The following is a 13,898-nucleotide window of genomic DNA, read 5'->3' on the forward strand; positions in this document are numbered from 1 at the left end:
TGTCCTACGCCCAAAGGAGGAACATGCCATGAACAGCCGCCGCATCGGCATTATCGATATCGGTTCGAATTCCATTCGTCTCGTGATCTATGACATCCAAGCGAACGGAGCCTACCGGGTCATAAGCGAATTTAAGCAATCCGCCCGACTTAGCGGTAGAATGAGCATGGACGGTTCCCTACCTGCTGCCGGAATAGACGGCATAGTCCGAATCCTTCAAAATTTCAGAGGCATTTGTAAGGCTCACCAAGTCACAAGCCTTCGGGCTGTAGCAACCGCAGCTATACGCAATGCTTCCAACTCCGAAGAAATAGTAAATCAATTACGTGAGCAAAGCGGAATTCAGGTGGAGCTGCTTACCGGCGAGGATGAAGCCCGTATCGGCTTCTTGGGGATGAGCCAAACGCTTGATATCGCGGACGGCCTCTTAATTGATATCGGGGGAGGGAGCACGGAGGTTTCTCTCTTTCGCGGTAAAAAGCTGCTGCACAGCGTATCCTTCCCTTTCGGCGCGGTGAATACGGCAAGACGTTTCAATACGGACGGAGAAGCCCCGGAAGCGAAGCTGCATGAAATCCGTAACATGGTGCTGCAAGCCGTTGCAAGCGAGCCTTGGATCCGAACCAACGAGGGAAAGCCGATGGTGGGTTTGGGAGGAACGTTCCGGTCCCTATGTAAAATACATCAGCGTAGACACCAGTATCCTCTGCCGATTACGCATAATTATCCTATGTCCGGTGAAGCGATGCAGGAGCTTACCGAGTGGCTGCCTAAACTTCCCCCCGACAAACGGAAGAAGGTGGATGGATTATCCAAAGACCGGTTCGACCTGATTGTTCCCGGGCTCATTATTGTGGATACCCTATTCCAAGCGTCCGGCTCCAGCCACTGTGTCATCAGCGGCGCGGGACTTCGGGACGGTATTTTTTATGAAAGCTTTGCAGCGGAGGACACTTCCCTGCCCATTGCAGAGAGAAGCTCCGACAATTTGTATAAACTGCATTCCACAGTTCCTCCGGCTCATTCGAAGCATGTGAAGCATTCCGCTCTTACCATCTACGATGCGCTCACCGCCGCGGGCAAGCATCCATTTGACCCGCGAACCCGGCTTTGTCTAGAAATTGCCGCCAAGCTGTATAGAATCGGAGTGTCCCTAAGCTATTACCAATACGCGAAGCACACCTTCTATATGTTGGCCGGCGCAAGGATTGACGGACTTACCCACAGAGAGACACTGCTGTGTGCTTTCATTGCTACCTACAAAACGAAAAAACGCCTGCTGCACATGTGGTCGCCCTATCGTGAAATTATGCTGGACAGTGACGTTGAGCTCGTCGTTCGTCTGGGCAGCATCCTGCAGCTGGCTGTAGCCTTGGACAGCAGCGAAACCCAGCCCTTGCACCTAATATATGCCGTCTCTGACGACAAGTCGCTCCGGCTTCAGCTGCAAATACAAAACGACCCCACTGCCGAATTCAGTGAGGTCGAAGAACTGCAAAAGGATTTTCGCAAAATATGGGGCTTGTCGGTTCAGCTTAACGCGCCGTCTTTTTCCACGATTTGATCTTCATGGCTTCGAATTGGCTGCGGAGCGGCTTCTCGCCCTCCGCCAGTACCCTTTCGTACAAACCGCTCGATTGCAGCACTCTCGCCTTAACATTATCCTCCAGGCTTAGTTTCAAGATATGGATGAGCGAGGTTTTGATATGCTGGTCGAAGACCGGACACATTAACTCTACCCGCCGTGTCAAGTTCCTTGTCATCCAATCCGCGCTGGCGATGTAGATCTCCGGGTCCCCTTCGTTTTCAAAGTAAAAAATACGCGAATGCTCCAAGAAACGGTCCACAATGCTGCGGACCGATATATTCTCACTAAGGCCCGGCACCCCCGGACGCAGACAACAAACCCCTCTGACGATAAGCTCCACCTTTACTCCTGCCTGAGAAGCGGCGTACAGTTCATCCACCATTTGCTGATTCGACAAAGAATTGAGCTTCGCAATAATTTTCGCAGGCTTGCCTTCGGAAGCGAACTGCGCTTCCTTCCTGATCTTCTCGAACAATTTATCCTTCAAATCCGTCGGAGCTACGCCGAAGGCCTTCCAGTTATGCGGAGCCGAGTAGCCGGTCACCTCATTGAACAAGGCGGAGGCATCTTCTCCGATGATTTTATGTGTCGTGAATAAACCTACATCCGTATACAGTTTGGCTGTATTATCGTTATAATTTCCTGTGCCGACATGAACATAACGGCGCAAGCCGTCCGGCTCCTGCCTTACCACCAAGGTGATTTTGGCGTGCGTCTTCAAACCAACCAGACCGTAAACGACGTGGCATCCCGATTGCTCCAGCTTGCGTGCCCATGCAATGTTTCGCTCTTCGTCGAAGCGCGCCTTCAGCTCCACAACGACTGTTACCTGCTTACCCGATTCGGCCGCACGGGCCAGCGCTTGAATGAGCGGTGAGTTCCCGCTTACCCTGTACAGTGTCATTTTGATGGCAAGCACCTGCGGATCGTAAGCCGCCTGGCAGACGAAATCCGTCACCGCATCGAACGATTCGTAGGGATGATACACGAGAACGTCTTTGTTCCGAAGCACGGTGAACATATCCTCCGTATCACTCAGCTCGATCGGGTATACCGGCTTGATCGGCGGGTAACGCAAATGCTCGAAGCCATGAACCGAACCGGCCAGCTTCATGAAATAGGTTAAATCGATCGGTCCGTCAATTTCAAAAATATTATCCGTGATCTCGAACTCATCCATCAGCTGGGTGAGAGCATACGGATGAATGCCCTTCTCTACCTCAAGGCGAACCGGTGCCCCCCATCGTCGGCGTCGCAGCTGCGCTTCAATCTCCTCAAGCAAATCCTCCGCGCCTTCTTCATTGAGCGTTAAATCCGCATTGCGTGTCAATCGAAACCCATGTACGGCAAGCGGCGTGTAGCCGGTAAATAACGTATGGATATGCTGCTCGATTAAATCCTCCAGCAATATATATTCATGCTTCTTGCTGTTGGGACGCGTAGGCAGGGCGATATAACGGTTCAGGTTGGAGGGTACCTGCAAAATGGCAAAGTACGGCTCCTCATCGATTGTCTCATCGTCCTTGTTCAGCACGACGGCTAAATAAAGACTTTGTGTATGAACAAGAGGAAACGGACGCGACTGGTCCACCGCCATCGGTGTAAGCACGGGAAAAATGATGTCGTGATAATACTCATCCATTGCACTCCGCTGGGTCACGTTCAAGTCCTCATAATCGACGAAAAGAATGCCTTCTTTGGCAAGCTGTCGCGTTACATCGCGATACGTACGGTACTGCTCTGCAACCATTTTGGAAGAACGCCTCATAATTCGTTTGAATAAACTTGCAGGAGTATAACCGGTAAAATCTTTTTTGGTAAAACCTGCCTTCATCTGGTCCTTGACACCGGCCACCCGGACACTCATGAACTCGTCCAGGTTCGAAGAGACAATGGAGAGAAATTTGACCCTCTCGAGGAGCGGCGTGCTCGGATCCTGAGCCTCCTCCAGTACGCGCCAGTTAAATTCCACCCAGCTTAAATCGCGATTGATATATTGGTTCGCAGTCTCTCGGGCAGCAGTATCTTTCATAAGGAAATGCAACCTCCATGGTTATTAGCCGAATTTGCAAACAAGAGATGCCTGATGTGCCAGCCGATCTGTCGTTATTCTCTCTCATTCTACTCATTCCATGGTAATTCGACAATGTTAACAATGCACTTGATTTTTGTAAAAATTATGTAAATATCCAAGCTTGAGTATTCGCCCTACCTCCGCCAAAACAATTGAAAATTCCCCTGGCTGATCAATCTTCGGATCAGGATCAACGCCCAAGCCTTGAAGACCGGACGGGTTAGTGGGAAGACAAGAAGAAATCCGAGGATATCTGTAAGGAAACCGGGTGTAAGCAGAAGCAGACCTCCGGCAAAAATACAGATTCCGTCCAGTATAGAGTCGGTCGGAACCTGGCCATTGCGCATCTGGTACTGCGCGTACTCCCAAACACGTCTCCCTTCGCGCCTTGCCATCCATGCGCCCGTAAAGCCCGTCAGCAGGAGGAGGAAGAAGGTTTGCCAGCCTCCGATAAGCTTACCTATGGTGAACAAGCCCCAGATCTCAAGAGCCGGTACAAGGATCATTATGACAACCAGCAGGCGGTACATAGCTTCAGCCCCATTTCTGCAGCAAGGTATAAAGTTCAGGTGCGGCTTTATCAATTCGGGCCGGCTTCCAATCCCGGTTGACCCAAATATGGCGTGTCCCCCCGCTCACGAGTAGCTCCTCGCCGCGGCGAACCTCCGATTGAAATTCCAGCCGTACATTAGTGTACGATGCAATCCGTGTCTTCATGATGATTTCATCATCATATTTCGCCGGTGCGTGAAATTTCAGCTCTGCCTCTACCACAGGCAGCAGCAGCCCGTTCTCCTCGATCCGCCCGTAGGGCATGCCCAGCTGACGAATCATTTCAGTACGGCCGATTTCGAACCAGTTCAAATAATTAGCATGATAGACGACCCCCATTTGGTCCGTCTCCTGATAGCGGACCCGCAGCGGGTGAGTAAACCATTGTGATGACATACGTTTCTAGGCACCTCCATTACCAAGCTATAACGTTAAAAAAGCGAAACCGAGGACTTCGATTCCGCTTTTTTATCCTTGTATTGTTTACAGAACGCGTGCGCGTCCGGAATAAATGACGCCAACCTCAGGGTAAATGGACACCTCAGTGCCTTCCTTGAGCAGCTCCAGCGCGTTGTTCACGCCAACGACGACCGGCTTGCCCAAGCTGATGCCTACGACCGCCGCATGGGAGGTAATGCCGCCGGTTTCGGTAATGACCGCTGCCGCCTTCTCGAATGCAGGCATGTACTCCTTGTCCGTCGTAAGAGAGACCAAAATGCAGCCCTCAGATACCTTAGCATTCGCCTCTTCCGCGGTGCGTGCCGTAACAACCTTGCCGGTTGCAATCTGCGTGCCGATTCCTTGGCCTTTGGCAATCATTTCGCCGATCTGATGCACTTTAATCAGGTTTGTCGTTCCGGAGCGGCCAACAGGCACTCCAGCCGTAATGACGACAAGATCGCCCAAGCTGACAAAGCCGGTCTTCACGCTTGTATCTACAGCGTGCTCGAACAGCTGGTCCGTCGTATTGCAAGGCTCACCCTTGATAGGCACAACACCCCATACAAGAGACAAGCGGCGCAGCACCTGGTCGCTCGGTGTTACCGCGATAATCGGAGCCTTCGGACGGTATTTGGACACCATACGCGCGGTATAACCGCTCTCGGTTGCCGTAAGAATCGCCTTCGCATCCAGATCCAGCGCGGAGTTGGCTACGGCTTGGCTGATCGCTTCGGTTACATTCGTTTGCTGTGCATTGCTTTGACGGATGAAGATTTCACGATGCTCCAGTGCAGATTCCGCACGCTCTGCGATTCTCGCCATGGTTTGCACGGACTCCACCGGATATTTCCCTGCCGCCGTTTCGCCGGACAGCATCACCGCATCGGTACCGTCGAAGATCGCATTCGCCACGTCGCTCGCTTCCGCACGTGTAGGACGCGGGTTGCGCTGCATGGAATCCAGCATCATCGTAGCCGTAATGACTGGCTTGCCTGCCTGATTACATTTCTTGATCATCGCCTTCTGAACGATCGGCACATCCTCCGCCGGAATTTCCACACCAAGATCTCCGCGGGCTACCATTAAACCGTCGGATACCTCCAGAATTTCGTCGAGGTTGTCCACGCCTTCCTGGTTCTCGATCTTGGAGATGATTTGAATGTGCTGCGCGTTATGACGCTCAAGAATCTCGCGAATCTCGATGACGTCGCTAGCTTTCCGTACGAAAGAAGCAGCGATAAAGTCAACACCCTGCTCGATACCGAAAATGATGTCGTTGGCATCCTTTTCCGTAATCCCCGGAAGATTGATCTTCACGCCAGGCACGTTGACGCCCTTCTTGCCGCCCAGCAAGCCGCCGTTTTTGATGCGGCAGACGATGTCGGTGCCGCGAATATCCTCAACGGTCAACCCGATCAAGCCGTCGTCGATCAGGATCGTGGAGCCTACGCGAACATCCTTGTAAAGATCACGATAGGTAATGTATACGCGCTCTGCATCGCCTTCGATTTCCTCTGTCGTGAGCGTGATCAGGTTATCCTGAACCAGCTCCACCTTCTGGTCGCCCTTCAGCTTGCCTGTGCGGATCTCCGGACCTTTCGTATCCAGCAGAATCGCTACGTTCTTGCCGAGCTCCTTGCAGGCTTGTCTTACGTTCTTGATCCGATTGCCGTGCTCTTCAAAATCCCCGTGGGAGAAATTCAATCTGGCCACGTTCATCCCGGCATCGATCAATTTCTTAAACATTTCCAGTGATTCACTCACCGGACCAATCGTACATACAATCTTCGTTTTACGCATGATTACCCTCCTGAATAGCCTTAAACCGACCCATTTGTCTAAACTTGTTGTAACGGTCCTCCACTAGCTCTTGCTCAGACAGCTTCAGCAGCTCTTCCAAGCTTGTCCAAAGCGTGCTCTTGATAGACTCCGCCTGTGCAGCCACATCCCGGTGGGCTCCGCCCTTCGGCTCCGGAATGATGCCGTCGATGATCCCGAGCTTCAATATTTCATCCGCCGTAATCTTCATCGCCTCCGCCGCCTCCATGGACTTGGAAGCATCGCGGAACAGAATCGAAGCTGCTCCCTCCGGAGTAATAACGGAATAGATGGCGTTCTCAAGCATAAACACCCGGTTACCTACACCGAGCGCCAAAGCTCCGCCGCTGCCGCCTTCCCCTACGATGACGCATAGAATAGGAACCCGCATGGACGCCATCTCCATCAGGTTGCGGGCGATGGCCTCCCCCTGTCCCCGCTCTTCGGCGGCACTTCCCGGATAAGCTCCCGGCGTGTCGATGAAGGTGATGATCGGACGGTTGAACTTGTTCGCTTGCTTCATGAACCGCAAAGCCTTGCGGTAGCCTTCGGGATGAGGCATTCCGAAGTGTCTAGAGATATTATCCTTCGTATCTTTCCCTTTTTGGTGTCCTACAACCGTCACCGGCAATCCGTTCAAACGAGCGATTCCGCCGACGATCGCCAAATCGTCACCGTATAGACGATCACCGTGAAGCTCGATGAAATCGGTGAAAATGTGGTTGATCAGGTCCAGCGTGGTCGGACGCTGCGCATGCCGGGCCAATTGCATCTTCTGCTTCACGCTTAGGTTCTGGTACAGCTCCGTCTCCAGCTGCTGATAGCGCTGTTCAAGACGGTCGATTTCATCGGTGAAATCGATTTGCTTGTCCTTGCTGAATTTCTTCAGCTCATCGATTTTCCCCCGCAGCTCCACGAGCGGCTGCTCGAAAGGCATCTCACCTGCCAACGGTCTTCTCCTCCTTTACTCCATGCATGCTGATAATCTGAGAAAGCATCGTCCGCAGCTCCTTGCGGGGAACGACCAGATCCACCTGGCCGTACTTCTGATTCAGCTCAGCGGTTTGGAAATTTTCAGGAAGCTTCTGGCGAATGGTCTGCTCGATGACTCGCGGGCCTGCAAAGCCGAAGGCCGCCGCCGGCTCGGCGATCACAAAATCTCCAAGCATAGCGTAGCTGGCAGTAACACCGCCATAGGTAGGATCCGTAATGACAGAAATATAAAGACCGCCCTGCTCATTGAACTTGGCGATGGCTGCACTCGTCTTGGCCATTTGCATCAAGCTTAGAATGCTCTCTTGCATACGCGCTCCCCCGGAGGTGGAGAAAATGAGCAGCGGGAGCCTCTTCTCCGTAGCCGCTTCAACCGCTCTGGTAATCTTCTCTCCCACAACCGAACCGAGCGTTGCGAGCATGAAGTCAGCGCTCATCACCGCGACAACACAGGTAAAGCCACCAATCGAGCCTTCTCCCGTAATGACGGCATCACGCATCCCGGTAGCTTCCACGGCCTTCGTGTACTTTTCCGTATACTGTGGGAAATTCAAAGGATTCTCCGAGGCCAGATCACTATCATACTCGATAAAGTTACCCTCGTCGACCAGCATTTGAATACGCTCCACAGCGTTCAGCTTAAAATGATAACTGCAGCTGATACATACCTTCAGGTTCTTGTCCAATTCTTTGGTAGACTGAATTTTGCCGCACTTCGGGCATTTATTCATAAGTCCTTCGGGAATCTCTCTTCTTGGACGTTCCTCGGGGACATCGATCGTCCCATCATCAACGACCCGGTTCGGCGCAGGCCGATCCGCAGAAGGAACCGTGGCGTACTTCCTCTTCTTCTGAAACAAATCTTTGAATTGCACGACTACACCTCTCTTGCGGAAAGTTGAACCAAGCACATAAGATGAAAATGAAATGTTAAGATCTATGCAAAATCGAGTTCAATACCTCTTGAACCTCTTCCACTTCGCCTTCGGGAACCAAAATCTCAAACTGATTCTTAGTCATATTTATCGCGCGCACTTGCACCAGAAATCCTTCTTCCGTCAGTTTCGTCTTGATTCTGTCAGCAATTTTTGCAGTCGGAGCGATATATATAACCGTCCACATGAAAACAGACCTCCCGAACATAATGGAATAATGATATCATAACTCCACTTTTTCCCGCAACCGAGGGAGGGTCTGTTTCCTGAGGACGTGAACGAGGGTTCTAGTGCGCCGGTCCGTCCAGCTCATCCTGATGACGGTGCGCAATTCTTGCTGACGCGGCTGCTGCCAGACCCGCCACCAAATCGTCCAAAAACACGTGAATCCCCGACCGCTGATCGTTCAGCTCGCGGATAATACCCATCTTTTCCTTGTCCAGATAACCGAAGCTGGTCAGTCCGATCATCCCATACACATGCACAATGCCCAGCGCCAGCGTCTCATCCACTCCGTAAAGCGATTCGTCCTTCTCCATTATGGTTTGAAGCGGCTCCGGAAGCAGCTTCCTTTCCGCCAAATCATCGAGAGCGATGCCGGTGTACAGCACATACTGTACTTCTCTTTTCCTTAAAACCGCTTGCACGCTTTCCACACATGCTTCCATAGTGAGGCTGGAGTTATAGGGCAGCTGCAGCTTGTGTACGATTTCGGCGATCCGATCGATCGTTACGCCGCGCTTCTCCAAGCATTCCTCGATGTGCTGATGGGTCATAAAAAAACGCCTCCTCACTCATCCATAAGTAACAGGGGTTCCGGGCTTCGGCTGCTTTCTTACACCGTTTCCCGTTTGGGTTACTAAATGTATGCAGAGGAGACGTCAATTATTTCACTTTTACGGTATCTTTACCGAGCAGCTGCTCCATGCGCCGAATCAGGTCGGCGGAAGGATTCACATAATAGGACTCGCTCAGCCCCAGCGTTTTTTTACTTTTCTCATAATAAAGCACCACTGGATGATTGCCAGGCTGCTTGCGTATAAGCTCCTTGAGCGACGATAATATCGCTGGCCGCTCCTTCTCCTCGGAAATTTTGACATACATTCTTGATCCTTGGGCGGCATGCACCTGTTGCGGAGAGTCCGGGGTCTCCGGCTTGGCCTGCTGCTTCGCTTGGGAAGTCGCCGTATCCGGCCTGGTGTAGGTGCCGCCCGCCGTACGAGCCTGTGCACCGGAAGCCGCCGCCGGTTTGATCGCCTTCAGCTCCAAATGCGGATCCTCCAAAGCAATCAGCTGATCGGCAAGCAGCTTATAATCCTCGTCACCGAGCTGCAGCTTCGCCATCACCAGAATCGGCTTCCCCTTTTGAACGAGGGGGGCGTACTTCTTCCAGGTCTCCGGGAACAGGACGACCTCCGCCTTGCCGACCCGGTCCTCCAGCTCCATAAAGGCCATCGGCTGTCCCTTTTTAGTCACGATCGTTTTGTTCGACAGCACCAATCCGGCTACCTTGACTTCGCTGTGGTCGGGGTATTCCTGCAAATGGTGCAAATAATCGACCTCAAGCTTGCGCAGCACCGCTTCATAATCATCCAGCGGGCTGCCCGAGATGTACAGACCCAAGAGCTCCTTTTCCAGCTCCAGCTGCTGCGTCATCGTGAAAGGAGCGATCTCAGGGTAATCCACCTCCCAGTTGACCTCCTCTACGAAGCCGAACAGATGCAGCTGCAGATCCTCCCGCTCCTTGCGCCACTTCACAGCTGCGTCTACCGCATCCTCCAGCATCGCAAGCTGCTGCGCCCGGTGCCCCGGCAGCGAGTCCGTCGCGCCTCCTTGAATGAGCGATTCCATAACGCGCTTATTGCACACCCGCAGGTCCACCCTTCGGCAGAAGTCGATTAGACTCTCATAAGGACCTTCGTTTCGCTGCGCGATGATGGATTCGATCGCATGAGTACCGACATTCTTGATGGCCGCAAGACCGAATCGAATGGAGTCCCCCGTAGGGGTGAACACAATCCCGCTCTCGTTCACGTCCGGCGGCAGCACGGCAATGCCCATTCGGCGGCACTCGTCCACATATTCGGCCACCTTATGATGGCTTCCCATCACAGCCGTAAGCATCGAAGCCATGAACGGCACCGGATAATGCGCCTTCAGATACGCCGTCTGGAAGGCGAGCACACCGTACGCCGTCGCATGCGCCTTCGGGAAGCCGTAATCGGCGAAACGTACGATCATATCATACACCCGGTTGGCCGCATCCTCCGTATGACCTTGGCTTAAGCAGCCTCGAACGAAGTGGGCCCGCTCTTCATCGAGCACCTCCCGCTTCTTCTTGCTGACCGCTCTTCGCAGCAGATCCGCCTCTCCCAGCCGGAAGCCGGCCATACCGGAAGCGATCTGCATGATCTGTTCCTGATACACGATGATGCCGTACGTATCCTTCAGATAAGGCTCGATGGACGGGTGGGGGTATTCTACCGCCTGCTCTCCGTGCTTGCTCCGGATGTACTGGGGGATGAATTCCATCGGTCCCGGCCGATACAAAGCCAAGACGGAGATAATGTCCTCGAACTGCGAGGGGCGAAGCTCCTTCAGCACACGGCGCATACCCGGAGATTCCAGCTGGAAGATCCCTGTGGTATCCCCGCGGCTCAGAAGCTCATAGGTTAAAGGATCATTCATTGAAATCTTCGTCCAATCGATCGTTATCCCTGTTCTCTCGCGGATCCATTCCAGCGTGCGCTCAATGATCGAAAGCGTCCGCAGCCCGAGAAAATCCATCTTCAGCAAACCGATCGATTCCAGATGCTCCATGGAGTATTGGGTTAGCGGCGTCTGCTCCGTACCCTCCTGAAGAGGAACATACTGCGTTAACGGCTCACGGGAGATCACAACGCCGGCGGCATGCGTAGACACGTGACGCGGCATCCCCTCGACCTTCATGGCCAGCTCCAGCAGCTCGCCGGTCTTCGGATGCTTCTCGGCGAGCGATTTGAGCTCAGGACTTACTTTGAGCGCATCGGCGAGCGTCATTCCGAGCTGATTCGGGATGAGCTTTGCCGCGCGGTCCACCTCGTTATAGGGAACGCTCAGCACGCGGCCGACATCGCGCACCGCGGCCTTCGCCGCCATCGTACCGAAGGTGACGATCTGCGCCACACGGTCGCGGCCGTATTTCTTCACAACGTAGTCGATGACCTCATCGCGTCGAAGATCGCTGAAGTCAATGTCGATATCCGGCATCGTGACCCGCTCCGGATTGAGGAAGCGCTCGAAGAGCAGCTCGTAACGGATCGGATCCACATCGGTTATTCGGAGAACGTAGGCTACGAGACTTCCGGCAGAGGAACCTCTGCCGGGGCCGACCATGATGCCGTTCTCTTTGGCAAAGCGGATGAAGTCCCACACGATTAGAAAATAATCGGAGTACCCCATACGCTCGATAACTCCAAGCTCATAAGTCAAGCGATCCTCAATGCTTCTTCGCCAGCCTGCATCCTCCCACTCTTGCGACAAGCCGTAGCGCTGCTGAAGGCCAACCTGGCACAGCTCGGCAAGGTATTCGCCTGCTGTCCGCCCTTCGGGAATCGGCTCGAATTGAGGCAGGATCGAGCGGCCGAACTCCAGCTCCAGCTCGCATTGTTCCGCAATGGCTGCTGTATTGGCCAAGGCCTCCGGCACATGAGCGAATGCACGGCTCATCTCCTCCCCGCTCTTAAGATAGAGCTGGCTGGTGGAGAACCGAAGCCGGTCCTGATCCTCAACGGTTTTCCCCGTGCCAATGCAAATCAATATATCCTGCACGGCGTGCTCCGGCTCCCGCACGTAATGCACGTCGTTCGTTACTACCAACTGGATGCCCGTCTCGCGGCTCAGCTTCAGCATCTCGGGCATGACTTTCCTTTGCTCCAGCAATCCGTGGTCCTGCAGCTCAAGATAGAAGTCCGCGCCGAAAATACCGCGGTACCTGAGTGCCGCCGCCTTCGCCTCCTCATAACGCCCGTGCAGAAGATGCTGGGACACCTCGCTGCCGAGACAAGCGCTGGTGCAAATCAAGCCCTCGGAGTAAGCGGCCAAATGCTCAAGGTCGATGCGGGGCTTATAGTGGAAGCCCTCCAGGTGAGCGATCGATACCAGCTTCATCAGGTTACGGTAACCCGTCAAATTTTTGGCAAGCAGCAGCAAATGGTAGATGGGCTGCTCCTGTCTCGCGGCCTTCTGCTTGATCGAGCCGGCGGTAAAATACATCTCGCACCCAAGGATAGGCTTAATTCCGTGCTGCTTGCACGCTTTATAGAAAGGAATCGCTCCGTACATCACACCGTGATCGGTAAGCGCCAGCGCCTTCATCCCGAGCTTCGCCGCCTGTTCGACCATATCGTCGATCCGCGCCGCCCCGTCGAGCAAGCTGTACTCGCTATGTACATGCAAATGGACAAACCCGCTCAATCGCTTCGCCTCCGTTTCTCGAAAGAAAAAAATGTTTCTCTTAATTTTAGCATAATGCGAACAAGTGTGCCATAGATTAGGACAAGAGGGATGGGTCAAGCCAAGCTTGTCATACGGGAAAGGATGAGCAGTCGTATGGTTATGTTTTTATCCAGATGTTTGTTGGATTTTTTCGTTGCGTTCGGGGTGGTGCTGGGGGGAACGATGCTGGCGGGCATTTGTGCCGTTCTGACGCTGGATCCGCCGATCAACCGGATGTCCCTGGTCGCCGAACAGATTAAAATATGGGCTATGGTCGCTGCGATTGGCGGCACGATCGATCCGATTCGGGCGATTGAAACCAATTTTGCTCTTGGCAATATTTCCCCTGCCATTAAGCAAATTTTGTACATCGTCTGCGCTTTCACAGGGGCTCATGTAGGAACGATGCTGATCCAGTGGATCTGCAAGGGAGGCGCAAATGGATGAGGGTGCCCCGCTTTGACCTGTTCACCGCCTACCTGCGCGCCTTCGGCCTCGTCATTTCCGGTATGATCATCGGGGCTGCATTTTTTATGTCGGTGTACAGCCACAACATGAATCTCATCATTACGGAGAATAGGGAGCTGCTGTCGGATAACGAGAAGCTTATGGAGGAGACGGCTACACTGCGCAAATCTAAGAATCAGCAAACCACGATTAATCTTCTGAATATTATCGAAGTGAGCACCAGCAGCCCGCAGCCTCCTTTAGATAAAGTTACGGAAAGCGAGCTGAAGCGCCGTATTCACAAGGAGTTCGGCAAGGTCGTGATCGGCACGAAGATTTCCTCATTCGTCGACTCGAAGGACTTGTACGAGGAAATCCTCACGGAGAAGACGTTCTCAGGCGTCATGGAGAAGGATTATATCGTTACCGTCAAAACCATGCTGCTGGTCGGTACAGAGCTTCGCGTCTGGGTTACCGCAAAAGAATGGAAGCGCCTCCCCTCGTCATGATTCGAAGGGACAGGATTGCTTTTTTTCCGCGTTATGGGTAGAGTTAAAGCTGCGCCTTCGTAAGG

Annotated in this window: 12 protein-coding genes; 3 read left to right on the forward strand and 9 right to left on the reverse strand. The window is 53.2% G+C overall.

The features are described 5' to 3' along the window. Nucleotides 1-28: 28 nt before the first annotated feature. Entirely contained in the window at nt 29-1,564 is a 1,536-nt protein-coding gene (locus tag QMO62_RS11720; RefSeq protein WP_284641139.1) for a Ppx/GppA phosphatase family protein, read from the forward strand. Here the strand turns inward: QMO62_RS11720 and QMO62_RS11725 are convergent. The 9 genes from QMO62_RS11725 to QMO62_RS11765 form a co-directional block, all read right to left on the reverse strand. Then, entirely contained in the window at nt 1,536-3,620 is a 2,085-nt protein-coding gene (locus QMO62_RS11725; protein ID WP_284641140.1) for an RNA degradosome polyphosphate kinase, read from the reverse strand. The genes QMO62_RS11720 and QMO62_RS11725 overlap by 29 nt on opposite strands. A gap of 176 nt (nt 3,621-3,796) precedes the next feature. Next, nucleotides 3,797-4,192, reverse strand: a complete 396-nt coding sequence (locus tag QMO62_RS11730) for an FxsA family protein (protein WP_284641141.1) — start codon at nt 4,190-4,192, stop codon at nt 3,797-3,799. 4 nt (nt 4,193-4,196) lie between these two features. Next, complete coding sequence (locus QMO62_RS11735) at nt 4,197-4,610, reverse strand: acyl-CoA thioesterase (RefSeq protein WP_284641142.1); 414 nt, start codon at nt 4,608-4,610, stop codon at nt 4,197-4,199. A gap of 87 nt (nt 4,611-4,697) precedes the next feature. Continuing rightward, a complete protein-coding gene (gene pyk / locus QMO62_RS11740; RefSeq protein ID WP_284641143.1) occupies nt 4,698-6,455 on the reverse strand; it encodes a pyruvate kinase in 1,758 nt (585 codons plus the stop codon). Then, nucleotides 6,448-7,422, reverse strand: coding sequence for an acetyl-CoA carboxylase carboxyl transferase subunit alpha (gene accA, locus QMO62_RS11745; protein WP_284641144.1), 975 nt, complete (start codon nt 7,420-7,422; stop codon nt 6,448-6,450). Before accA ends, pyk begins: the two co-directional genes overlap by 8 nt. Next, a complete protein-coding gene (gene accD, locus QMO62_RS11750) occupies nt 7,412-8,341 on the reverse strand; it encodes an acetyl-CoA carboxylase, carboxyltransferase subunit beta (protein WP_284641145.1) in 930 nt (309 codons plus the stop codon). Before accD ends, accA begins: the two co-directional genes overlap by 11 nt. Before the next feature lie 55 nt (nt 8,342-8,396). Continuing rightward, nucleotides 8,397-8,588 (reverse strand): glutamate decarboxylase, encoded by a 192-nt coding sequence (locus tag QMO62_RS11755; protein WP_284641146.1) that lies wholly within the window; start codon nt 8,586-8,588, stop codon nt 8,397-8,399. Nucleotides 8,589-8,688: 100 nt separating this feature from the next. Beyond that, complete coding sequence (locus QMO62_RS11760; protein WP_284641147.1) at nt 8,689-9,177, reverse strand: phosphatidylglycerophosphatase A family protein; 489 nt, start codon at nt 9,175-9,177, stop codon at nt 8,689-8,691. A gap of 109 nt (nt 9,178-9,286) precedes the next feature. After that, the gene (locus QMO62_RS11765; RefSeq protein ID WP_284641148.1) at nt 9,287-12,856 is read right to left on the reverse strand and encodes a DNA polymerase III subunit alpha; all 3,570 of its coding nucleotides are present in this window, start codon (nt 12,854-12,856) and stop codon (nt 9,287-9,289) included. 135 nt (nt 12,857-12,991) lie between these two features. On the opposite strand from QMO62_RS11765, the gene QMO62_RS11770 reads away from it, so the two are divergent. Together QMO62_RS11770 and QMO62_RS11775 are read left to right on the forward strand one after the other, a co-directional pair. Further along, entirely contained in the window at nt 12,992-13,324 is a 333-nt protein-coding gene (locus tag QMO62_RS11770) for a YtrH family sporulation protein (protein ID WP_284641149.1), read from the forward strand. Further along, a complete protein-coding gene (locus tag QMO62_RS11775; protein ID WP_284641150.1) occupies nt 13,321-13,833 on the forward strand; it encodes a sporulation membrane protein YtrI in 513 nt (170 codons plus the stop codon). The genes QMO62_RS11770 and QMO62_RS11775 overlap by 4 nt, the downstream gene beginning before the upstream one ends. The last annotated feature ends 65 nt before the right edge of the window (nt 13,834-13,898 follow it).

The sequence above is a fragment of the Paenibacillus silviterrae genome (assembly GCF_030167925.1).
GTDB classification, from domain to species: domain Bacteria; phylum Bacillota; class Bacilli; order Paenibacillales; family NBRC-103111; genus Paenibacillus_G; species Paenibacillus_G silviterrae.

Coding starts and splice junctions, on each gene's coding strand:
- QMO62_RS11720 (WP_284641139.1), top strand. CDS start 29: ATGAACAGCCGCCGCATCGGCATTATCGATATCGGTTCGAATTCCATT.
- QMO62_RS11725 (WP_284641140.1), bottom strand. CDS start 3,620: ATGAAAGATACTGCTGCCCGAGAGACTGCGAACCAATATATCAATCGC.
- QMO62_RS11730 (WP_284641141.1), bottom strand. CDS start 4,192: ATGTACCGCCTGCTGGTTGTCATAATGATCCTTGTACCGGCTCTTGAG.
- QMO62_RS11735 (WP_284641142.1), bottom strand. CDS start 4,610: ATGTCATCACAATGGTTTACTCACCCGCTGCGGGTCCGCTATCAGGAG.
- pyk (WP_284641143.1), bottom strand. CDS start 6,455: ATGCGTAAAACGAAGATTGTATGTACGATTGGTCCGGTGAGTGAATCA.
- QMO62_RS11755 (WP_284641146.1), bottom strand. CDS start 8,588: ATGTGGACGGTTATATATATCGCTCCGACTGCAAAAATTGCTGACAGA.
- QMO62_RS11760 (WP_284641147.1), bottom strand. CDS start 9,177: ATGACCCATCAGCACATCGAGGAATGCTTGGAGAAGCGCGGCGTAACG.
- QMO62_RS11770 (WP_284641149.1), top strand. CDS start 12,992: ATGGTTATGTTTTTATCCAGATGTTTGTTGGATTTTTTCGTTGCGTTC.
- QMO62_RS11775 (WP_284641150.1), top strand. CDS start 13,321: ATGAGGGTGCCCCGCTTTGACCTGTTCACCGCCTACCTGCGCGCCTTC.